Source organism: Streptomyces rubradiris, assembly GCF_016860525.1.
GTDB classification, from domain to species: Bacteria; Actinomycetota; Actinomycetes; order Streptomycetales; family Streptomycetaceae; genus Streptomyces; species Streptomyces rubradiris.
This window is the reverse complement of the sequence record NZ_BNEA01000015.1, coordinates 216,450-237,754: the sequence shown is the minus strand read 5'-3', so window position 1 is coordinate 237,754 and position 21,305 is coordinate 216,450. Positions and strand designations below refer to the sequence as shown.

At 71.9% G+C, this 21,305-nt stretch carries 16 protein-coding genes and 2 pseudogenes; 8 read left to right on the top strand and 10 right to left on the bottom strand.

The window, feature by feature from the left end:
* Window positions 1–114 precede the first annotated feature (114 nt).
* Window positions 115–993 (top strand): dioxygenase family protein, encoded by an 879-nt coding sequence (locus Srubr_RS14465; protein WP_189997105.1) that lies wholly within the window; start codon window positions 115–117, stop codon window positions 991–993.
* A gap of 292 nt (window positions 994–1,285) precedes the next feature.
* On the opposite strand, the gene Srubr_RS14460 is transcribed toward Srubr_RS14465, so the two are convergent.
* The gene (locus Srubr_RS14460; protein ID WP_189997163.1) at window positions 1,286–2,749 is read right to left on the bottom strand and encodes an MFS transporter; all 1,464 of its coding nucleotides are present in this window, start codon (window positions 2,747–2,749) and stop codon (window positions 1,286–1,288) included.
* Between the two features lie 220 nt (window positions 2,750–2,969).
* Window positions 2,970–3,914: a beta-ketoacyl-ACP synthase III gene (locus tag Srubr_RS14455; RefSeq protein ID WP_189997104.1), complete on the bottom strand. Its 945-nt coding sequence runs from the start codon at window positions 3,912–3,914 to the stop codon at window positions 2,970–2,972.
* 94 nt (window positions 3,915–4,008) lie between these two features.
* Here Srubr_RS14455 and Srubr_RS14450 point away from each other — a divergent pair, with 94 nt between their 5' ends.
* Window positions 4,009–4,641, top strand: a complete 633-nt coding sequence (locus tag Srubr_RS14450; RefSeq protein ID WP_189997103.1) for a TetR/AcrR family transcriptional regulator — start codon at window positions 4,009–4,011, stop codon at window positions 4,639–4,641.
* Between the two features lie 230 nt (window positions 4,642–4,871).
* On the opposite strand, the gene snpA is transcribed toward Srubr_RS14450, so the two are convergent.
* Window positions 4,872–5,561: a snapalysin gene (snpA, locus tag Srubr_RS14445; protein ID WP_189997102.1), complete on the bottom strand. Its 690-nt coding sequence runs from the start codon at window positions 5,559–5,561 to the stop codon at window positions 4,872–4,874.
* Between the two features lie 182 nt (window positions 5,562–5,743).
* Here snpA and Srubr_RS14440 point away from each other — a divergent pair, with 182 nt between their 5' ends.
* The 3 genes from Srubr_RS14440 to Srubr_RS14430 all read left to right on the top strand — a co-directional run bounded on the left by Srubr_RS14440 (window position 5,744) and on the right by Srubr_RS14430 (window position 9,819).
* Complete coding sequence (locus Srubr_RS14440; RefSeq protein WP_189997101.1) at window positions 5,744–6,793, top strand: LysR family transcriptional regulator; 1,050 nt, start codon at window positions 5,744–5,746, stop codon at window positions 6,791–6,793.
* A 420-nt stretch (window positions 6,794–7,213) separates the two neighbouring features.
* The gene (locus tag Srubr_RS14435) at window positions 7,214–8,599 is read left to right on the top strand and encodes an MFS transporter (RefSeq protein WP_189997100.1); all 1,386 of its coding nucleotides are present in this window, start codon (window positions 7,214–7,216) and stop codon (window positions 8,597–8,599) included.
* Window positions 8,596–9,819 (top strand): FAD-dependent monooxygenase, encoded by a 1,224-nt coding sequence (locus tag Srubr_RS14430; RefSeq protein WP_189997099.1) that lies wholly within the window; start codon window positions 8,596–8,598, stop codon window positions 9,817–9,819. The genes Srubr_RS14435 and Srubr_RS14430 overlap by 4 nt, the downstream gene beginning before the upstream one ends.
* 47 nt (window positions 9,820–9,866) lie before the next feature.
* Here the strand turns inward: Srubr_RS14430 and Srubr_RS14425 are convergent, their stop codons facing one another.
* Both Srubr_RS14425 and Srubr_RS14420 read right to left on the bottom strand, forming a co-directional pair.
* Window positions 9,867–10,571 (bottom strand): response regulator transcription factor, encoded by a 705-nt coding sequence (locus Srubr_RS14425; protein WP_189997098.1) that lies wholly within the window; start codon window positions 10,569–10,571, stop codon window positions 9,867–9,869.
* Window positions 10,568–11,893 (bottom strand): sensor histidine kinase, encoded by a 1,326-nt coding sequence (locus Srubr_RS14420; RefSeq protein ID WP_189997097.1) that lies wholly within the window; start codon window positions 11,891–11,893, stop codon window positions 10,568–10,570. The genes Srubr_RS14425 and Srubr_RS14420 overlap by 4 nt, the downstream gene beginning before the upstream one ends.
* A gap of 624 nt (window positions 11,894–12,517) precedes the next feature.
* Between Srubr_RS14420 and Srubr_RS14415 the strand changes: the two genes are divergently transcribed.
* Window positions 12,518–13,426 carry a hypothetical protein gene (locus Srubr_RS14415; protein WP_229926788.1) on the top strand — a complete coding sequence of 303 codons (909 nt, stop codon included), beginning with the start codon at window positions 12,518–12,520 and terminating at the stop codon, window positions 13,424–13,426.
* 276 nt (window positions 13,427–13,702) lie between these two features.
* Here Srubr_RS14415 and Srubr_RS14410 read toward each other — a convergent pair whose 3' ends face one another.
* The 4 genes and pseudogenes from Srubr_RS14410 to Srubr_RS14395 form a co-directional block, all read right to left on the bottom strand.
* Window positions 13,703–14,425: a ScbR family autoregulator-binding transcription factor gene (locus Srubr_RS14410; RefSeq protein WP_229926787.1), complete on the bottom strand. Its 723-nt coding sequence runs from the start codon at window positions 14,423–14,425 to the stop codon at window positions 13,703–13,705.
* 652 nt (window positions 14,426–15,077) lie between these two features.
* On the bottom strand, window positions 15,078–15,710 hold the full coding sequence (locus Srubr_RS14405) for a TetR/AcrR family transcriptional regulator (RefSeq protein ID WP_189997095.1): 633 nt from the start codon (window positions 15,708–15,710) through the stop codon (window positions 15,078–15,080).
* Window positions 15,711–16,312: 602 nt separating this feature from the next.
* Window positions 16,313–17,375, bottom strand: a pseudogene (locus Srubr_RS14400) (CE1758 family FMN-dependent luciferase-like monooxygenase); the annotation flags it as partial.
* Between the two features lie 132 nt (window positions 17,376–17,507).
* Complete coding sequence (locus Srubr_RS14395; protein ID WP_189997094.1) at window positions 17,508–17,843, bottom strand: ArsR/SmtB family transcription factor; 336 nt, start codon at window positions 17,841–17,843, stop codon at window positions 17,508–17,510.
* Between the two features lie 357 nt (window positions 17,844–18,200).
* Between Srubr_RS14395 and Srubr_RS14390 the strand changes: the two genes are divergently transcribed.
* Together Srubr_RS14390 and metK are read left to right on the top strand one after the other, a co-directional pair.
* On the top strand, window positions 18,201–19,679 hold the full coding sequence (locus Srubr_RS14390) for an MFS transporter (protein WP_189997093.1): 1,479 nt from the start codon (window positions 18,201–18,203) through the stop codon (window positions 19,677–19,679).
* A gap of 212 nt (window positions 19,680–19,891) precedes the next feature.
* A pseudogene (gene metK, locus Srubr_RS14385) lies at window positions 19,892–20,780 on the top strand (methionine adenosyltransferase); the annotation flags it as partial.
* Between the two features lie 69 nt (window positions 20,781–20,849).
* Here metK and Srubr_RS14380 read toward each other — a convergent pair.
* Entirely contained in the window at window positions 20,850–21,248 is a 399-nt protein-coding gene (locus tag Srubr_RS14380) for a winged helix-turn-helix transcriptional regulator (RefSeq protein WP_189997161.1), read from the bottom strand.
* Window positions 21,249–21,305 lie beyond the last annotated feature (57 nt).

Sequence of the window (21,305 nt, the reverse complement as noted above, 5' to 3'; positions counted from 1 at the left end):
TCCGGCCCCACAGGTCCAGCCCCACAGGCCCGTACAGACCCAGCCCCACAACAGGGCCACGCAGGTCCGCCCTCGCGGAGGGAAACACGGGTCCGCCCCACAGGAGGAGGAGACATGGACGGAGCAGGTACGCACGACACCGACCGGAACGGCACCGGCGGCACCGTCGGCAACGGCGCGGACGCGCCGGACGCACCGGGGGGCGCCCGGCTCGTCGGCCGCAAGACCGTGCTGCGCGCGGCACTCGCGGCCACCGCCGCGATCCCCCTGGCCCTCGCCGGCGGCCCCGCCCTCGCCCGCACCCTGGCCGCGAACGGCGAGGAACCCCAGCTCACGCCGCCGTGCGACGACGGCGACGACCCCACCCCGGAGCAGATCGAGGGCCCCTACTTCAAGCCCAACTCGCCGGAACGCACGAGCCTGTTGGAGCCCGGACTGCCCGGTACCCGGCTCACCGTGAGCGGTTATGTCTTCGGCCGGGCCTGCCGCCCCCTGTCCGGCGTCCTGCTGGACTTCTGGCAGGCCGACAACAACGGCGCCTACGACAACACCGGGTTCCGGTTCCGGGGCCACCAGTACACCGACTCGCGCGGCGCCTTCGCGCTCACCACGATCGTGCCGGGCCTGTACCCGGGGCGCACCCGGCACATCCACGTCAAGGTGCAGGCGCCCAACCGGCCCGTACTCACCACGCAGTTGTACTTCCCGAACGAGCCGCGCAACAACACGGACACGATCTTCGACCCACGGCTGCTGATGACCGTGCGCGACGCCAACGGCGGCCGGGAGGCGGCGTTCGACTTCGTCCTCGACGTGGCCCAGGACCCGGGCCCCGGCCCCACGCCGCCCGGCGGCACCTGGGCCGTCGGCACCGCGTACCGGACGGGCGACCAGGTCACCTACGGTGGCCGCGGCTACGTCTGCCTCCAGCCGCACACCGCCCAGCCGGGCTGGGAACCCCCGGCCGTACCGGCTCTGTGGCGCGCGGTCTGAGCACGGGCGTGCGACGGTCCTGACGCGGCGGGCACCGGCCTTCCGGCCACGGCCGGTGCCGCCCCGCAGAGCCCACCGGGGCCGGGTCCCCCCAGGGTGAGGACGCCCGCCCCGGGTGGGGCCGGGGCGGGCGTCCTCAGGACTCGCCGCGCCGAGGCCGGGCACCTGCCGCACCCGCTCGGCGCAGGCCGGGTCCGCGAGCAGGTGCCGCGTCTGTCCGTCGACGCCTGGACTGTCGTCCCGGGACGGCGAGCGCGCGTGGACCGTGACGGTGCGGTGTGGCCGCGAGGGCTCAGGGTGTCGCCGACGGGATGTCGGCTTCCGCCGTCCGGGAGGACCCGGTACCGTCGGCGGACGCGTCGTGCGGGGACCGGCGCGGCGTACGCAGGACGGTCACGGCGATCACCAGTGCGCCCAGGACGAAGACCGCGCCGGCCCGGAAGGCGAGTTGGTAGCCGCCGGTCAGCGCCTCGTCGCGGGGGGCGCCGTCGTGCAGCAGGGTGCCGGTGTGCGAGGCGGCGAGGGTGCTCAGCACGGCGAGACCGAGGGAGGCGCCCACCTGCTGCACGGTGTTGAACATCCCGGAGGCCAGGCCGGAGTCCTGCGGGGTCGCACCCGACATGGCCAGTCCGGCCAGGGCCGGCATCGCCAGGCCGAACCCGATCCCGAGCGGCACGGTCGCCGGGAACACATCGGTGAGATAGGCGCCGTCCGCCGCGACTCGTCCCAGAACGCCCAGGCCGCCGCCGATCAGCACGAGCCCGGCCAGAAGGACGGCCCGAGCGCCGAACCTGCCGATGAGACGGGGAGCGAGGAACAGCGACATGACGCCGATCAGCAGCGAGACGGGTACGACTCCGGCACCGGTCTCCACCTCGTCGAACCCCAGCACCTTCTGCATGTACAGCACGGCCAGGAACTGGAAGCTGAACACGCCCGAGATCATGAGGGCGTGTGTGCCCAGCGCGCCGGACACAGCGCGGTAGCGGAACATCCGGGGCGGCAGCAACGGGTCCTCGGCCCTGGCCTGCCGTACGACGAACGCGGCGAGCAGGACGAGGGCGGCCAGGCCGGAGCCGAGTGTGCGAGCGGACCCGAAACCGTGGTCGGCCGCGGCGACGATGGCGTAGACGGCCGGCATGAGCGCGCAGGTGACCAGTACGGCGCCGAGCGCGTCGGTGCTCTTGCCCCGGCCCGCGCCCCGCTCGGCGACCAGCACCCGCTGCGCCAGGACGGCGGCGGCGACCCCGATGGGCACGTTGACGAAGAAGATCCAGTGCCAGCCGGCGGCCCGGGTCAGCACGCCGCCCAGCAGCAGGCCGAGGGTGCCGCCCGCGGACTGGACGAAGCTGTAGACGCCGATCGCCCTGGCGCGTTCGCCCGGCTCCGTGAACATGGTGACGACCATGGCGAGGGTGACGGAGGAGGTCACCGCGCCGCCGACGCCCTGGACGAACCGGGCGGCGAGCAGCATGGTCGCGCTCTGCGCCAGGCCGCACAGCAGGGACGCCAGGGTGAAGACGACCAGACCGGTGACGAAGACCCGCTTGCGGCCGAAGAGGTCACCGAACCGGCCCGCGAGCAGCAACAGGCCGCCGAACGGGATCAGATAGGCGTTCACGACCCAGCCCAGGGACGAGGAGGAGAAGTCCAGGCTGTCCTGGATGGCCGGCAGCGCCACGTTCACGATGGTGCCGTCGAGGATCACCATCAACTGGCCGGCGCAGAGGATCGCCAGCGCGAACCAGCGGGACATCCGGACTGCCGGTGCGGGCACGGCCTCAGCAGACATGCGTGTGCCTTTCATGGGAGCTGTTTTGTTACGGGCTCCATCCTGGGTAACCGTCCCCGAGCGGGGAAGAAGGCACTTTTTTGTCTCGCCGTCACAGCGATGTCCCGCCGTAACAGTGATGTGACGGGCGGGCCGGCCGGGAACCGGCTGCGTCGGCGGCGCGGACGCAGCCCGGACGCGGTGTTCAGGGGCAGGTGACCACCTGGCCGGCCCAGGACAGGCCCCCGCCGAAGGCGAGCAGCAGGACCGGGGCGCCGCCGGGCAGTTCGCCGCGCTCGGACAGCTTGGACAGCGCGAGCGGCACGGACGCGGCGGAGGTGTTGCCGGACTCCACGACGTCCTGGGCGATCACCGTGCTCTCCGGCAGGTCGAGTTGCCGTACGACGGCGTCGATGATCCGCAGATTGGCCTGGTGGGTGACCACGCCCGCCAGATCGGCCGGCGTCAGACCGGCCCGCGCGCAGGCCTCGCGGACGATGCCGGGCAACTCGCCGGTGGCCCAGCGGAACACGGTCTGCCCCTCCTGGGCGAAGCGCGGGTGCCAGTCGTCGACGAGCCGGACCGCGTCACCGCGGGTGGGGTCCGAGCCCCAGCACACCGGGCCGATCCCCTCCTCGGCGGAGGCGCTCAGCACGGCGGCGCCCGCCCCGTCGCCGAGCAGGACGCAGGTGCGGCGGTCGGTCCAGTCGGTGACGTCGGACATCTTCTCGGCGCCGATGACCAGGGCGTGCCGGGCGGCGCCCGCCCGCAGCGAGTGGTCGGCGCAGGCCAGCGCGGTGCAGAAGCCGGCGCAGCCGTTGTTGAGGTCGAAGGCCACCGGGGCGGGCAGGCCGAGGCGCCCGGCGACCTGGGCGGCGATGGAGGGGCAGCGGTCGATGGCCGAGCAGGTCGCCACGGTGATCAGGCCGATGTCGGCGGGCTCCAGCCCCGAGGCGGCCAGCGCCTTGCTCGCGGCGGCCGCCGCCATGTCGGTGACCGACTCCTCGGGGGCGGCGATGCGGCGGGTGGCGATGCCGGTGCGGCGCCGGATCCACTCGTCGCTGGTGTCGACCATGGTGGCCAGGTCGTCGTTGGTCAGGACGCGCGTCGGCTGGTAGTGGCCCAGGGCGGCGATACGGCTTCCCGGCACGGCGTGATCTCCTCGGCTCGGCATCAGATGCCCCGGAGAATAGCAACCGATCGGTCGGAAGCTGTAAAGGTACCCCTCGCCTACGATGGTGGGTATGAGCCCTCGCAATTCCGTGGCTGAAGCCCGCAGGACGCGGCAGCGCATCGTCGAGCGCGGTATCGCCCTTGCCTCGCGGGACGGCCTCGAAGGGCTCACGATCGGGCGGCTGGCCGCCGATCTGCGGATGAGCAAGGCCGGTGTGCTCGGGCACTTCGGCACCAAGGAGGCTCTTCAACTGGCCACTCTGGAGGGCGCGGCGGTGGCGTTCTCCCGTCTGGTGTGGGAGCCCGCGGCGGACGTGGAACCGGGCCTGCCCCGGCTGCGGGCCGTCTGCGAGGCGTGGATCGCCTATCTGGACCTGGACGCCGGGCGTGCCGTCTTCCCCGGCGGGTGCTTCTTCACCACGGCTTCCGTCGAGTTCGACGCCCGCGGCGGCCCCGTCCGCGAGGCCGTGGCCCGGATGTCCCGGGTGTGGCGGCGCCGGCTGGCCGCCGAGGCGCGTACGGCGATGGCGGCGGGCGACCTGCCGGCGGGCACCGACCCGGACCAGGTCGTGTTCGAGCTGATCGGCCTCTTCATGGCCCTGAACCAGGAGATCCAGCTCTTCGCGGCACCGGACGCCACCGACCGCGTCCGTCGGGCACTGGACCGCCTGCTCGGCCCGCGGCTGGAGCGGTCGGCCGCATAGCCGCGGTGTGCTGCCGTGGGACGGTCTGCTCCGTGGTGGCGAGTTCGTCCGGTGACCACCAGTGGGCGTTCGCCGCTCTGTCGCTGCCGTGCCACGGACCGCGGGTGCCGTGCCACGGACCGCGGGTGCCGTGCCACGGACCGCGGGTGCCGTGCCACGGACCGCGGGTCCGTGCCGCGGTCCGTGGCGGGCCGGCCGCGGGGAAGCCGGCCCGTGGTGTTCCCTCGTGCTCAGCCCGCCTTGTTCACCTGCGCGAGAGCCTTGCTGAGGCCGTAGGCCCACAGCTGGTTGACCCGGGAGCGCTCGGCGGTGTTCGGGTAGCGGTTGGTGCAGGAGGGGCCGGGGCCGCCGCCCGACATCAGCTCGCTGCACGGCCCGCTGTAGTGGTCGGGCAGGCCCAGCACATGGCCGGTCTCGTGGGCGGTGACGCGGATGGAGTCGTACTGCCGGTTCTGCGCGTAGTCCAGGAAGATGTAGCCGCGGCCGTGACCGTCGGTGGAGGCGTAGGACCCGCGCGAGTCGTTGCCCTCGTAGTAGGCGAAGTCGCCGCCGCTGGTGGTCGCTTGGAGCTTGACGTTGGACACGGAGCTGTTCCAGATCGAGGCGGAGCTCGATATCTGGCTGCGGAAGCTCGGGGCCTGTGAGGCGTTGTAGTAGACGGTCACCGCCTTCAGGGAGGGCTGCTCGGCCTGCCGCTTGGCGACCGACTTCATCACGGCGTCGAAGAACGCCTTGGTGCCGGCGTCCTCGGCGCTGCCCACGTAGCCGGCGGCCACGGTGCGGGCGGGTGCCGCGGCGGAGTCCTGCGCGCTGACCGGGCTCGCGGTGCCGAGCGCGGCCGAGGCCAGCCCGAGACCGAGGGCCAGGCCCAGAAGTCTCCTGGTGCTCTTCGATCCGGTGCTCTTCCGGAACGACGTCATGTGGGGGCTCCTTCTCGTCCTGTGGGGTTGAACGATCGGTTGCCAGTGAGTCTCGGGCAGCCCAACACGGCGGGGGATGATGGCACTTGGGGATAGCTCTGGGCTATCGCCGACCGACTCGTCCGCTTTCCTTGTAACTTGAACATCTGGTGTCGTGTTCCGTGCCGCCCTACGCTCCCCCCATGGACTTGGAGGTGAGACATCTGCGTGTGCTCTGCGCCATCGCCGACACCGGCAGCCTGCACAAAGCGGCCCGGGAACTCGGCCTGGCGCAACCCTCGTTGAGCACCCAGCTACGACGGATCGAGCGCGCGCTCGGCGCTCAGCTCTTCATCCGCGCCCGCACCGGCTGTCGGCCCACCCCGCTGGGGCTGGCGGTGCTCAGCCGGGCCAGGCCGCTGGTGGCGGAGTTCGCGTCGATCGTCACCGAGACCAGGGCGGCGGCGGCCCGTGCCGCCGGCGGGTTCCAGCTGCGCCTCGGGGCCACGGCCAGCCGGGCCATCCCGGGCTGGCTGCGGCTGCTGCGGGCCCGCCGCCCGGGGATCGAGCCGACGCTGCAGATGAGCGTGTCCGCCAACGCGCTGCTGGGCATGGTCGCGGCCGGCCGGCTCGACATGGCCTTCGTGCACGAGGTCGAGGGCAGTCCGCTGCGCGTGCCGCCCGGACTGTGTCTGCGGGTGCTGGTCGAGCGGGAACCGCAGTTCGTCACACTCGCCGCGGACCACCCGGCGGCGTCACGGCCGCAGGTGCGTCTCGCCGACCTGGCCGGCGACCGCTGGATGGTCGACTCCACGGTCGACGGCGAGTGGGACGCCCTGTGCCGGGTACTGCGCGCGGCGGGCCTCGATTCCGAGATGCTGCACGGCGACTACCTCACCGCGTACTCGCTGGCCGCCATCGGCGAGGTGGTCACGGTCAGCCAGCCGACCGCCCCGCTGCGTCCCGATCTCGCGATCCGCCCCCTGGAGGGCGACCCGATCGGGGTACGGCTGCTGCTCGCGGCCCGTACGGAACGCGAACTGGACGTCGTTTACCCGGAGTTGGAGGAGGCCTACTGGGCGGTGGCGTGGGAGGCGCCGGCGTACCGCGAATGGCTCGGGCGCGCGCACGCGGCGGACGGCGGCCCGGAGACTCCCGGTGTGCCGGTCTGCCCGCCCACGCACCACCCGGCCCCGGACACATCATCGGCACGCCGGCCGCGACCACTGGCGGCCGATGCGCACGCGGGGTAGGCGGGGGCCGCGGCGACAGGTGCGTGCTCCGGGGCCCCGGCCGGAGGGTCGGGAGTGGCCGGGCCCTGAAACCGTGCGCTCGGACGCCGGCGGACCGTGCGCGTTCCTCACGTGCCGTCCGCGGGCCACCTGCGGACCAACCGACGAGCGCGCGACCGCCTACCAGGCCGCACCCCGCCTCACCGGCAACCTCATCCAGACCCGACGCTGACCGAAGAGACGCAGCCTGGTGCGCAGGCACCAGGCCGGGGCGGTGACTGGTGCGGGAGGACCAGGCCGGGTCGGTGGCTGGTGCGGGAGGACCAGGGCGGGACGGTTGCGGGGGGCGATGCCCGCGAGGCTGCCGGAGGGGAGCGTGGGGGTGCGCGGGATTCTCGCGCACTCGCTTCGCTTTCCGGTGGTGTCTGGGGTGATCAGCAGATGACGGTCCGTCTCCGTCTCGGGTGGGTGTCGGCCGGGGCTCTCGGTGTCCTGGCACTGGCTCTTGGCGCTCTGCAGTCCGTGGTGGAGCCCGCGCTGCCTCTGTTGCAGCGTGAGCTCGGGATCAGTACCGCCGAGGCGGCTTTGATCGGGAACGTGCTTCTCGTGACCGGCGCGGTCGTCACTCCCGTGGCGGGCAAACTCGGTGACCGTTACGGCGGCAAGCGGGTGCTGGTCGGGCTGATGGCCGTGGTGTCGCTGGGTGGCCTGATGGCCGGTCTGGCACCGGGGCTGCCGGTGTTGCTGCTCGGCCAGGTCTTGCAGGGTGTCATGGTGGGTGCGCTGCCCCTGTCGTTCATCCTGGTGCGCGAACACCTCACGGCAGGACGGTCACAGGCGGCGATCGGGGTGGTCGTCGCGTTGTTCACCGGCGGCGGCATGGTGGGGACGGCATGCGCCGGGCCGGTCGCGGAAGCGCTGTCCTGGCAGTGGATGTTCCTGCTGCCGGCGATCGTGGTCATCGCGGCGACGGCGACCGTGGCCCGGCTCTTGCCGGATGATCCGCCGGGCCGGTCGCAGGAGGGGATCGACTGGGTCGGCGCGGTGTTGCTGGGTGGCACGCTGCTCGCGTTCATGGTCGGGCTCGTGACGGTGACGGGGGGTGGTGCGCCGCCGCTGCTGGCCGGTGCCATCGGGGTGGGCGTGGCCGCCCTCGCGACCGGGTGGGTCGTGGTCGAGCGCCGGGTGGCCTCTCCGATGGTCGATCTGCGGATGCTGGCCAAGCCGGCGATGTGGAGTGCGTGTGTGCTCACCTTGGTCATGACCGCCAGTTCCGGCATGGTCCTCTTCCTCCTCCCGCAGCTGTTCGCGGTATCGGCCGACGGGTACGGCTTCGGGGCCGGCACCACCGGCATCGGGCTGCTCCTGCTGCCGGGCGCCGTCGCCGGGGCGGTGAGTGATGCGGTCGGCGGGATCGCGGCGCGGCGCTTCGGTCCGCGCGCCGTGGTCGTGGCGGGCACCGTCGTCACGGCGGCCACGATGATCGCCCTGGCGTCGCTGCACAGAGCGCAGTGGCAGCTCGTCGTCGGGAAGGTGCTGACCGCGTTCGCCGCGGGCGTCGGTACCACGGCGTTGCTGGCCGGCACCGCCACCGCCATCCGGAGCGAGGACACAGGCATCGCCACCAGCCTGCTGGTGGTCACGCGCGTGGTCGGTGTCGCCCTGGGCGCCCAGGTGGCCGGCGCGATCCTCGACGCCGGGGCCGATCCGGTGACGGGCCGGCCGGCCGAATCGGCTTTCGGCACAGGGTTCGCCGTCGCCGGTCTCGTTGCCGCACTCTCACTGCTCGTTGTCCATGTCACGAAAGACAAGGGAGTCCAGGCATGACACCTACCGGTCTGTCGACGGATGTGAGGACTGGCATGAGGCGCACGGTTCTGATTTCCGGGGCCGGTGTCTGCGGACCCGCACTGGCGTACTGGCTGCACCGGTCGGGGTACGTGGTCACCGTGGTGGAAAAGGCGGGCGCACCGCGCGAGGGCGGCTACCCGGTCGACATCCGCGGCACCGCGCTGGAGGTGGTCCGCCGGATGGGAATAGCGCACCGGCTACGGGAGGCACATGTCGACTCGCGCCGCGTCACCTTCCTCGACGCCGACGGCGGTGAAATCGCCTCGCTCACCCCTCACACCGTCGCGGGCGGTGTCGCGGGACAGGACCTGGAGGTGCGGCGTGGGGATCTGGCCGCGATCCTCCACGCGCTGGTCCGCGACGACGTGGAATTCCTGTTCAACGACTCCATCGACACCCTCGACCAGTCCGGACAAGGGGTCGATGTCACATTCCGCAGCGGACGGCGGCGCACGTTCGACCTGGTGGCCGGCGCCGACGGTACGCACTCGCACACCCGGGAGCGCCTGTTCGGCCCCGAAGAACAGTTCCACCGCTACCTCGGGTACTGCTTCGCCCTCTTCACCATGCCCAACACCTTCGGGCTCTCCCGCGAGGTCGTGTTGTGGAACACCCCGGGCAGAGCCGCGGCCCTCTACGCCGTCGCGGACAACGACGAGCTGCACGCCTTCTTGAACTTCCGTCAACCCCGGCCGCCGGCCGGTGTCCTCCACAGCCCCGACGCCCAGCGGGACCTCGTCACCAGGGTCTTCGCGGGCGCGGGATGGGAGGTCGCCGGCCTGGTCCGCGCCCTGCGCGACGCGGACGACCTGTTCTTCGACACGGCCGGCCAGATCCGTCTGCCGCACTGGTCCAGCGGTCGCGTCGCGCTCGTCGGCGACGCCGCGTACGCCCCCTCGTTCCTCACCGGCCAAGGCACGAGCCTCGCGCTGGCCGGCGCCTACATGCTGGCCCACGCTCTGGCCACGCACCAAGACCACACCGCGGCCTTCACCGCCTACGAACGCGGCATGCGCGGCTTCGCGGCCATGAACCAGGCACTGGCCGGAAAGGGTGCGGCCACGCTCTTCCCCGCCACGGCGCGGGCCTTGGCGCAACGCGACACCATGCTGCGCGGCCTCGTCACCATGCCCTCCACGACGGCACGGCCGGCCCACTCGGCTCTCACCCTGCCCGGCCCCGCTCCGGTCTCCTGATGCCGGTGGATGCCGGCCGGCGGTCGACAGGGGCCACTGGCACCGGACTACGGTCGGCCGTACGCGTCGGCGTCCGTGCCGCTGGTGGGGGTGGTGGGGGCGAGGCCCGTCCGGTAGGCGATGACGACGAGTTGTGCCCGGTCACGGGCGTGCAGTTTGGTCATGGCACGTTGTACGTGGGCGCGGACGGTGAAGGGGCTGAGGAACATGCGTCCGGCGATCTCCTGGTTGGACAGGCCGGTCGCGACCAGGGCGACCATCTCGCGTTCGCGCGGAGTGAGCGCGGCGAGCTGTTCGGAGTGGTGTGGTGTGACGGCCTCCGGTGTGGCCAGGAAACGGGCGACCAGCGAGCGGGTGGCGGCGGGGGACAGAAGGGTGTCGCCCTCGGCCACGGTACGCACGGCATCCAGCAGGGCTTCGGCGCGGATGCCTTTGCCGATGAAGCCGGAGGCCCCCGCGCGCAGTGCCTGGGCGACGTACTCGTCGGTCTCGTACGTGGTGAGGATCAGGACGCGGGTGGCCCGCAGTTCCGGGTCCGCGCAGATCCGGGACGTGGCGGTGACTCCGTCCGCCTCGGGCATGCGGATGTCCATGACCACCACGTCGGGACGCAGCTCGCGGGTGAGTTTGACCGCTTCCCTGCCGTCGGCGGCCTCGCCGACCACCGTGATGTCGTCGGCGCTGTCGAGGAGCACCCGGAAGGCACCGCGCAGCAGGGCCTGGTCATCGGCGAGGAGCACGCGAAGCGTCACAGAATGTCTCCGTCCGCCGCGTGATCCGTCCGCGCGTCGCCGGTGTCCATGTGGGCCGGCGTTCCCTCGACGGCAGGTGTCCCGCCGGATCGTCGCGTCGTGTCCGCGGCTGCTTGCAGGGGCAGTTGGGCGCGGACGAGGAAGCCTCCCCGCGGACGCCGGCCCGCGACGAGGTCTCCTCCGACCGCGGTGGCACGTTCACGCAGGCCGATCAGACCGTAACCGGGCGGCCGGCCAGGGGTACCGGACAGGCCGGCCGGAGCGGGCACGTCGGGCGCTGTAGGGGAGTTGTTCCCGTCGTCGGTGACGGTGATGGTCAGACGGTCCCGACTCCAGACGAGGCGCACCCGGGCGTTACCGGTGCCGGCGTGTCTGGTCACGTTGGTCAGGGCCTCCTGGACGATGCGGTAGGCGGTGAGGTCCACTCCCGGCGGCAGCGGTTCGGCCGTGCCTTCCTGGTGTACCGACACCTGGAGACCCGCGCGGTGGAAGGACTCGACGAGCCCGGGAAGCCGGGACAGCCCGGGTGCCGGTTCGGCCGGCCCGGACGCGTCCCCGGACTGACGCAGCAGACCTACCGTGGCCCGCAGGTCGTCCAGCGCGCCGGCGGTGGTCTCGACGAGTTCCCGCAGGCTCTCGCGGGCCTGCTCCGGGCGGGCGTCGAAGAGGTGGGCGGCGACCATGGCCTGTGCGTTGGCCAGGGTGATCTGGTGGGCCACCAGGTCGTGCAGTTCCCGGGCGATGCGCACCCGTTCCTCGGTCACTCGCCGGCGTGCCTCGCTGTCCCGGCTCTCCTCGGCCCGCCGGGCCCGCTCCTGAACGGCCGCCAGGTAGGCCCGCCGGTTCCGCACCGAGTGACCGAGCACGCCGGCCACCAGCGGGGACGCCGCCACCACCGCCATCCTGCTCGCGTCTTTCCAGGAGAACTCCCCGGACAGCGGGACGGAGGCGGCCAGCGTCACGGACGTGAGCAACACCGCGCTCGCCGCGCGCCGTTCGCTGTGCGCGGCGAGCGCGTACGAGTAGGCGGTGATCACGGCCGGGGCCACGATGAGCGGGGTGAGCAGGAGGCCCAGGGACGGCACCAGCACGCCCACCGCGGTCGTGGCCGCCAGGGCGGCCAAGGGGGCCCGGTGCCGTACGGGCAGCACGGCACAGGACACCACGGCGATGACGCAGGCGGCGGCCGGCGGCACCGACAGCGTGTCGTCGACCCGCACCACCCCGCCGAGCAGACAGAACGCGAACGCCGTCGCCGCGACCGCTCCCTCTCGCCACCACGGGCCGCGTAAGCGCCGGCCACCCCCGCCCGGTGCCGTCACGGCAGGCCCAGAGCGAACCGGCGCGGAGCCGTCGGGCCATTCGTCCGGGCCCTCGTGCGGGCCGGCGGCGCACACCTGCTCAATGCTCCCCCCTCGACCATCCACACGCGGCAACCGGATCCAGGATACGAGGCGTCGCGGGCGGCCCGAGGGCGGGAAGAACGACGATCGGACCTCGATCCGGGGGCGGAGCCGGGCCGCCGGCAGGCAAGGACGGAGCCGGCGGCGCACCAGGAGACGCTGCCGCCGCAGACGCGTACGCAGATGCCGTAGGCGCGTACGCAGGTGCCGTGTACGAGAGTGCGCCGTCGCCGTACGCGGGGTTGGCGTCGCCGTACGGGGGGCCGGCGTTGCCGTACGCGGGGCCGGCGCTGCGGTCGGCCACGGGCGGGCCGTGCCGGCCCGAGGACACCCAGCCGGTCGAGAAGTGCCATGACACGAGGGTGCGGCCGCTGCCGGATCTCCTGCCGGTCACATGGTCACGCCTCTTGCCGGGAGGACGAACGGACCACTACGTTGCCGGTTCGACTGATCATCTACGCGCGTCGCGTCGCCGGGGAGAATTCAATGAGGTTGCGCAGAACTGCCCTGACCACCATCGCTGTGCTCTGTGCGGGAGGTGCCGTGGCCGCCGGCACGGGAGTGACCGCGGCCCGGACAAGTGACGCGCCGGCGCACGCGGCCACCGGATGGACACAGGTCGGCGACGACATGAGGAGCGGCATCAGCGGACTCGCCGTCACCTCGTCCAGGGGCGGTGCCTACCGGGCCGTGATCGCCCTGGACAACAAGCGACGCGGAGAGAATCGCATAGCCCGACTCACCTACTCGGCGGACGGGTCCGGCCGTACGGCCACCGTGCGGCCACTCGAGTGGAACGGCGGTGCCGAGCCGATCGACCTGGAGGCGCTCGAAGCGGTGCCGGGCACCTCCGACGAGTACCTGGCCGTGGCGAGCCGGGGCATCGTCTACCACCTCCAGGCCACCGACGACGGAAGCGCGGTCGAGGTCCGCGACCTCTCGCCGCTCCCGGCGATCGGCCAGGGCGACAACTTCGAGAGCTTCACGCTGGTGTCCCGGCACGGCAAGCTGGCGGCGGTCTGGGCCGACCGGGGCGAAGGCGAGGACCGGCCCGCGACGCTCTACGCGGCACCACTGTCGTTCAACACGTACGGCGAGTCGGTGTTCGGCGCCGTGACGAAGGCCGTCTATCACGCACCGTATCCCTCCGGAGACGTCCGGCACGCCTCCGACCTTTCCGTCACCGACTCGGGCCGGCTGCTGATCGCCTCGGCGTCGGACCAGGGGGACGACGGGCCGTTCGACTCGGCGGTGAGCGACGCGGGGTCGGTGACGCTCGACCGCTCGGGCCGGGTGCGGCTCACGGTGGCCAAGTCCCCCGGGATTCTGCGGAAGTTCAAGGGATACAAGGTCGAGGCCCTGGACTGCGTGTCCGGCTCCGGCACCGCGGTCCTCGGTACGGACGACGAGAACGCGGGCGGCGCCGTCACGACCGCCCGCATCTGCCACTGACCACCGGCGGCCGTCCGTCGGCCGTTCCACGGCGTGACGTCACCGTCTCGAAGGCAGGTGCGTCACCTGCCCCGGCCCGCGGTGACGGCGAAGGCAAGGGGCCGTCCGCGGCCACGCGATGGCCTCGGGAGCGCGGCGGTGGTCGGTCCGTGGCCGCCCTCGGGCCGGATCAGCCGGCATCGGCGGTTCGATCCGGTCCCGCGTCGCATCGGTGATCACCGATCGGACGGGCACATCCGATCGACCGGCCACCCCGTCATAGAGACACGCTCCAGGTCAGGGGGTGGCCCGCGCGGCAGTGCGGCCGTGCCCGTGCGGCCCGCGGGTCGTGGCTGCCTCACGCAGGTACGGGCTGATGTGCCGCGGGTCCCGCGTGCAGGGGACGACGGCGTGGAGCACCTCCACCGTCCGCTCGATGATGTCGGTACGGTCGTCGGCCATCCAGGACAGCAACTGCGCACCGAAGAACGCTGAGACCAGGACGCGGGCCAGCGGCTCGGGAGGCGTCGAGTGCTCCAGGTCGCCCGCGGTCAGCGCGCCCTGCAGCCAGGCGGCTATCAGCGCGGTGTAGTCCTCGAAGGGCAGGGGGAGTTCGACGTCGATCAGGCCCCGCTCGATCTGGAGGCGCGCCCCGGCCTTCATCAGCGGCTCGTCGCGCAGTGCGGCGGCGGTGCGCAGCAGCAGTTCCGTCACCGAGGCCACCGGGGGCAGGGCGAGTTGGGCGACGGCGTCGGAGAGGGCGGGCAGCCGGCCGGCGAACTCCGCGCTGACGGCGACGGCCAGGCTTTCCTTGCTGGTGTAGTGGAAGTAGACGGCCCCCTTCGTCATTCCCGAGAGCTCGGCCACGTCATGCATGGTTACGGCCTGGTAACCCCGTTCGGCGAACGCACGGCCGGCGGCCAGCAGGATGTTGTGCCGTGACCTGATGGCGCGTTCCTGTTTGAGTTCCTTGGTGCGTGTGGTGGTGGGGCCCGTGGGGGAATTGCGGGGCGGTTTCACGAAGGCCTCCCTTGTCTGACGTGATCGACGACGCGTCGCGGCGGAACGCACCGGGAACCTTCGCGGAAGACGGCCCGGGCCGGCGGCAGCCGCACGCGCGCAACCGTCCGCGTGCGTGACCGGAGGGTGTACGAGCGGGACGCGGAGCGGCCCACGCGCGCGGAGCCCTGACGCGGAAACGGAAGGGTGCCCACCCGTCGGCGCGGGCCGTTCGGTGCGGCGTCGGCGCATGAGGCAAGCGGTATCGCCGGCCACGAAGGCAGAGCGGGTCCCTTGGCCGATGCGCGCGCGGGGAGCGCGGGCGTGGAGGTGAGCGGCGGCAGAACAGCCATGTGTGTGAACCATGTACTCCCATGTGGCGGCAAAACGCTACATGCATACCGGACCGAGCCTCCGGGCGTCATGTCGGCGCCGCGAACGATGCCTTACTTGTCGAAGTGGGCGGGTGAGCACGAGAACCGGCCCTACCGCATACGGAACGGCGTCCGCCGGTCCGGCCGCGGCCCGCGCGGCTGCCGGGAGGGCGCGCGGCGGAACTCGCCGGCACCCGGGAGCCCGTGGGCGGCCACCTCCCGGAAGCCGCGCGGGCCGCCGTCGCGCACCGTGCCGCGCGCCTCACGGTGACCCTCGGCTCACGCGGCCTGTGCCCCCGCTATGCCTGATGGCAGAGCGCGGGCGCGTCCTGGTGCCGGGCGGGCCGGGACGGCTGTCCGTCGTTCAGCGCTTGCCACCACGCCGTGCACAGGAGTTCGCCGAAGCGATCCATCCGGCATTCGGGCGTCGAGTAGGAGACGCCGAGCATCAGGGCCGGCAGCAGCTTTCCCATGCGCGCGGGATACTGGGACACCGTCAACTGTCCCTGTCGGCGGGCCCGCGCCATGAGGGTCGCGACCGTGCCGCACAGGTCCTGGGCCACCCGGGGCAGCAGCCGGCCGTGGGCGCGGGCGGCGTCGCTGCGCAGATGGAACCCGGCGCGGAAACGCAGGTCCGACTGCGGCCGTTCGGCCAGCCTGACGGCGAGCAGGCGCAGCTTCTCCAGCGGCGCGGCAGGGCCCTGTTCGATCTGCGTCAGCAGTTCCTGCCATGCTTGCTCGAAGGGTCCGGTCAACGCCTTGGCCAAGAGCCTCTTCGACGGGAAGTGCGCGTACAAAGCGCCCTTTGTCATATGGGCTTCCTGCGCCACACGTTGCAGGTTCGCGCCCATGTACCCATGCCGGGCGAACTCTCCCGTCGCCGCGTCGAGCAGCAACTCATGGGTCCTGCGTGCCCTGTCTTGCTTGATCACGGTGCCCCTTCGTGCTCCGGAACGGATCGACAAATCACCCCCAAGAAATCCTTTCTTAACGCTGCGGGGCCCACAAGCGGAGTGAGATGAGCTGTCCGAAACCGACACCGCTTGCCACCTCCCCTATAGGAAGGTGGCCCGGTCGCGCGGGAAGGCACGGCCGACTGGCCGGATCACTCCTGTCCCGCACGCCTCAACGGTCACCGTGCGTGCGACCGGTCGGGGCTGTATGTCACCCGGCCCGGCCGGACGGTGCGGGACCGGCGGCCACCGTGTGTTCCCGCGAGTGGCGGGGAGAGGTTGGAAAGCCGTCAACCGCTCCCCGGAAATCGACGTTCGAGAAGGTGTTGTGTCTCGGGGTTGATCGCGCATATGCACCGAGCACCGCACCGCACCGCACATCGGTGCGGCCGATGCCAGGGGGAGAGGTTTCGACATCCCGGCAGGCACCTTAGGCGCGACTTCGGTCGACACTCATGAGCTCCGGACCTTCGACGCCCGCTGCCCACCGCCGCGCCGCTCGTCCCGGCCGCCGGCCCGCGCGGGCGGCCGGTTCGCCGGGTAGCCGGCCGCGGGCTCCCGTCGGCGGGCCGCGACGGCCGGTGGAGCGGCGGCTCGGCGACCCCCGCGGACCGCTGGTTCGCGCACTCCTTGCGCAGCACCTGAACCACCTCCCCCAGCATGTCGAGTTGGTCCAGCACGGTCTTCAACGGCAGCCCGGCGTGGTTCATGTCGAACATCTGCCGCTGGTAGACGCCGAAGTACTCACGGAACCGCAGGGTCTTCTCGATCACCTGCTGCGGGCTGCCCACGGACAGCGGGGTGATCTCCATGAAGTCCACGAGGGACGGACCGTGCCCGTACACCGGCGCGTTGTCGAAGTACGGCCGGAACGCCCTGACCGCGTCCTGCGAGTTCTTGCGCATGAAGGCCTGCCCGCCGAGCCCGACCACGGCCTGCTCCGGCCGTCCGTGCCCGCTCTGCGCGTAGTGGTGCCGGGAGAGCGCGATGAGGTCCTGGAAGTGCTCCTTGGGCCACAGGATGTTGCCGGCGCAGAACCCGTCGCCGTGATGGCCGGCCTGCACCGCGATCTCCGGGCCGCGGATCGAGCCGTGCCGGACGAACGGGGGCAGCCGTCCAGCGGCCGGGGCGTGGCGGTGAAGTGGCCCAGCGGCGTACGGAACTTGCCGTGCCGGTTCACCTCCCCCTCCCGCCACAGCCGGTGCAGCAGCGCGTAGTTCTCCAGCGCGAGGGGGATGCCCAGCCGGATGTCCTTGCCGGACCACGGGTAGACCGGAGCGGTGTCGCCCCGGCCGAGCACCAGGTCCACGCGCCCGTCGGCCAGGTGCTGTAAGAACGCGTAGTCCTCGGCGATCTTCACGGGGTCGTTCGTGGTGATCAGGGTGACCGCGGTGGACAGCATGATCCGCTCGGTGCGCGCGGCGAGGTAGCCGAGCAGCGTCGTCGGGGGCGAGGGCACATGGGGCGGGTTGTGGTGCTCGCCGGTGGCGAAGACGTCAAGACCCACCTCCTCCGCCTTGACCCACCTCCTCCGCCTTGAGCGCGATCCGGACCATCGACTTGATCCGCTCCTGCTCGGTCGGGACACGGCCCGTGGTCGGGTCGGGGAGTGACGTCTCCGGCGCTGTAGATGCCGAATTGCACGGGGCACCTCCTCACCGGGGTCGCAGTGACGACAGGTCGCTGTGCTGCGCACCCGCTGTGGGGGAGGCGTGGGCCGTGCCGGTCCCGGATGCGCAGGTCAGGTTTCGGATCGGTCCCGGCCGTCGACGGACATCAGGCGCGGGCCTTCTCCAGCGCCTCGTCGTCGTCGGCCCCCGCCAGGATGGCGTCCAGGAGGCCCGGGTAGCGCGCGTCGAGGTCGTCGCGGCGCAGGGACAGCAGGTTCTCCCTGCCGGAGGGGTGCTGCCAGATGACCCCGCTCTCGCGCAGTACGCGCCAGTGATGCGTCATCGTGGACTTGGCGGTGATCCCCAGCAGTCCCAGGACGCTGCCGCAGTTGTGTTCCCCGCCCGCGTCGAGGACACGGACGACGGCGAGTCGTACAGGGCTGCCCAGCGCGGACAGCACGCTTTCGATCCGGATCTGGTCGCGGTCTGGATGGCGGCGCATATTCCCACAGTACCGCGATATTCAAACTTTCCCTCACCTGGGCGCTTGCGGATCGTCGGCGCCCTTCCCGGGTGCCGGGCCGCCGGTCCGACGCCCCTGCCGGCTCCCCTCGGGAGCTGCTCGGCCGCATGGATCTCCTCTCGGCGCGCCCGCCGTCCGGGCCGGCCGGCGGGTAGCAATGGTTCGACTGTACTAAGGTTGCCGAACAAATCAACGTACGTAAGAATGCGAACAGTCGTAATGATGTGGCGCCGTCCGGGCTGCCGGGCGCGTCGCCCGGGCTTCCGAGCCTTGCGAGAGCGCACGTTCCACAGCTCCGAGAACCACGCCATCAGATCCAGAAGGGGCTCTTCTGCCATGTCCTCTGCATCAGCGCTGAACCAAGGAAGCCCGGGCGGCGCCCCACGCCACTTGGGCTGGATCCTGACGCTGCTGGCTCTCGCGCAGCTGCTCTACGGCCTCGACCTGAACATCGTCTTCGTGGCGCTGCCCGAGATCGGCCGGGAACTGGGCTTCCCCGGCCAGACCCAGCAGCTGGTGGTCAGCGCCTACGTCGTCTTCGCGGGCGGCTTCCTGCTGTTCGGCGGGCGCGCGGCGGACCTGCTCGGCCGGCGCAGGATGTTCGTCCTCGCCCTGACGCTGTACGCCGTGTCGTCGCTGGCCGGCGGTCTCGCGACCGGCCCCGGGGTCATCGTCGTGGCCCGCGCCGTCCAGGGCGTCGCCGGTGCCCTGCTGTTGCCGTCCACCCTGTCGCTGATCAACACCCTCTTCGAGGAGGGTCCGAAGCGGAACCGGGCCCTCGCGGTCTGGGGCGGCGCCGGGGCCAGCGGCCTGACCATCGGCGCCCTTCTCGGCGGTGTGCTGACGGAGAACTTCGGCTGGCCGTCGGTCTTCTTCGTCAACGTCCCCTTCGGCGGCCTGGTCGCCCTGTGCGCCCTGTCCGTCATCCCGCGTGACCCGGACCGCACCGAGCGCCGCAAGTTCGACTTCCCCGGCTCCCTCACCGTCACCGGCGGTGCCACGCTGCTGGTGTTCGCCCTCGTCCAGGGTCCCGAACGGGGCTGGGGCGACGGCCTGGTGGTCGGCGCGTTCGTCCTCGCCGTCGTGCTGCTCGCCCTCTTCGCCGTGGTCGAGTCGCGCAGCTCCGACCCTCTGATGCCGTTCCGGCTGTTCAAGAACCGCAACCTCACCGTGGGAATGCTCGTCACCTTCCTCTACATGGCGACCTTCGGTGTCCTGCCGTACTTCCTGACCGTCCTGATGCAGAGCGTGCACGGCTACAGCGCCCTGCAGACCGGCCTCGGCTTCCTGATCCCGTCGCTCGCGATCGCCACGGGCACCCAGCTCGGCGAGCGGTTCGCCAGCAGGATCGGCACCCGCACCACGCTGATCATCGGCTTCGTCGTCGGTGTCGTCGGCACGGCCGGCCTCGCCTTCGGCTTCGACGCCGACGCGAGTTACACCATGCTGGTGCCCGGCCTGATCGTGTCCGGCGTCGGCCAGGGCATCGTCTGGACCGCGATGTGGATCGCGGCAGCCACCGGCACCGCCCCGCAGGAGCAGGGCGTGGCGAACGGCATCGCCTCGACCGCGCTGAACATCGGCAACGCCATCGGCCTGGCGATCTTCACCGTCATCGCCGAGATCGGCACGGACGGCAAGGCGGGCCGGGCGCTGAAGGCGGCCCAGGCGGACGGCGAGTTCCTGGTCGTCATGCTCACCGCGGCCGGCATGGCCGTCGGTCTGCTCGTCACGCTCGCCCTGCGGCGGCAGCCGGCGCCCGCCGCCGTGCCCGCGCCCGGCAGCGAGGAAGAAGGGGTCCTCGCGGCCCGCTGAACCCCCGGACGGCGGGCCCCCGGGGAGCTGTCATCCCCCGCTCGGCTCCCCGCCCGCCATCCGGCTCCCCTCCGGAGCCGGCAGACGACGGCCTCCACCCCGGACTTCCCGAAGCCTCCCCGGGCTGCGGTCCGCCCCGTTCTGTACGCACGAGGTTTTCCGTACGGTCAGAGGTGCCGTGGCACCTTTGAACCCCTGTTCTCTGGAGCGTCATGTCCCGTCGTCTGTTCACGTCCGAATCGGTGGCCGAGGGCCACCCGGACAAGATCGCGGACCAGATCAGTGACACGATCCTGGACGCGCTGCTGCGCGAGGACCCCGCCTCCCGGGCCGCCGTCGAAACCCTGATCACCACCGGTCAGGTGCATGTCGCCGGGGAGTGAGGACGGGGGCCTGCGCACCCATTGCCCAACTGGTGCGCCAGAAGAGCCTCGACATCGGCTATGACTCCTCGGCAAGCGCTTCGACGGCGCCTCCTACGGTGTCTCCGTGTCCATCGGCGCCCGGTCGCCCGACATCGCCCAGGGCGTCGACACCGCCTGCGAGGCACAGGTCGAGGGCGACGACGACGAACTCGACCGCCAGGGCGCCGGCGACCAGGGCATCATGTTCGGCTACGCCACCGACGAGACACCCAACCTGATGCCGCTGCCCGTCGAGCCGGCCCACCGGCTCGCCCGGCGGCTGACGGACGTCCGCAAGAACGGCACCGTGCCCTACCTGCGCCCCGACGGCAAGACCCGGGTGACCATCGAATACCAGGGTTCCGAACCGGTACGCCTGGACACCGTGGTCGTCTCCGCCCAGCACGCCGCCGGCATCGACCTGGACACCCTGCTCACCCCCGACATCCGCCAACACGTCGTCGAGCACACGCTGGAGCGGCTCGCCGAGGACGGCATCAAGCTCAAGACCGACGGCCACCGGCTGCTCGTGCACCCGACCGGCCGGTTCGAGACCGGCGGCCCCATGGGCGACGCGGGCCTGACCGGCCGCAAGGTCATCATCGACACCTACGGCGGCTACGCCCGCCACGGCGGCGGCGCCTTCTCCGGCAAGGACCCCTCCATTGCCGACCGCTCCGCCCTCCATCCTCATCGGCGAGCTCTCCGGGGCGGGCCCTGCGCATCTCGTGCCGGGGGCCTGCCTCTTCGGCCATGGCCCGCCCGTTCAGACGGCGTCCGCCGTCCGCTCCTCCGTCGCGTCGTAGGCGGCGCGGGCCCGGGCGATGGCGGAGCGGTGGCGCTCGGCCCAGTCCACCAGCCCGGTCAGCGAGGTGTACAGCTCGCGGGCCATGGGCGTGAGGTCGTACTCCACCCTGGGCGGGACGGTCGGGTACACGGTGCGGACGAGGAGGCCGTCCCGTTCCAGCCGGCGCAGGTTGAGGGTGAGCATGCGCCGGCTGATGCCGTTGATGGCGCGCTCGATCTCGGTGAAGCGGATGGGGCCGTGGGCGGCGGCGATCAGGATGCCGATGCTCCACTTGCCGGCCACGTGGTCGAGCACCTCGGTGACCGGGCAGGCCTCGACCTGCATGGCCTCGGCAAGACGGGGCGTACTCCGTGACATTGACGTGCCTCCTTCCACGGAGGGCCAACGTTACCGAAGTCGGCCGCCGTCCCACAT

What these genes read in the sequence shown, in the direction of transcription:
- Srubr_RS14465 (WP_189997105.1), top strand. Translation starts at nt 115, where the DNA reads ATGGACGGAGCAGGTACGCACGACACCGACCGGAACGGCACCGGCGGC.
- Srubr_RS14460 (WP_189997163.1), bottom strand. Translation starts at nt 2,749, where the DNA reads ATGTCCCGCTGGTTCGCGCTGGCGATCCTCTGCGCCGGCCAGTTGATG.
- Srubr_RS14450 (WP_189997103.1), top strand. Translation starts at nt 4,009, where the DNA reads ATGAGCCCTCGCAATTCCGTGGCTGAAGCCCGCAGGACGCGGCAGCGC.
- snpA (WP_189997102.1), bottom strand. Translation starts at nt 5,561, where the DNA reads ATGACGTCGTTCCGGAAGAGCACCGGATCGAAGAGCACCAGGAGACTT.
- Srubr_RS14440 (WP_189997101.1), top strand. Translation starts at nt 5,744, where the DNA reads ATGGACTTGGAGGTGAGACATCTGCGTGTGCTCTGCGCCATCGCCGAC.
- Srubr_RS14435 (WP_189997100.1), top strand. Translation starts at nt 7,214, where the DNA reads ATGACGGTCCGTCTCCGTCTCGGGTGGGTGTCGGCCGGGGCTCTCGGT.
- Srubr_RS14430 (WP_189997099.1), top strand. Translation starts at nt 8,596, where the DNA reads ATGACACCTACCGGTCTGTCGACGGATGTGAGGACTGGCATGAGGCGC.
- Srubr_RS14395 (WP_189997094.1), bottom strand. Translation starts at nt 17,843, where the DNA reads ATGCGCCGCCATCCAGACCGCGACCAGATCCGGATCGAAAGCGTGCTG.
- Srubr_RS14390 (WP_189997093.1), top strand. Translation starts at nt 18,201, where the DNA reads ATGTCCTCTGCATCAGCGCTGAACCAAGGAAGCCCGGGCGGCGCCCCA.
- Srubr_RS14380 (WP_189997161.1), bottom strand. Translation starts at nt 21,248, where the DNA reads ATGTCACGGAGTACGCCCCGTCTTGCCGAGGCCATGCAGGTCGAGGCC.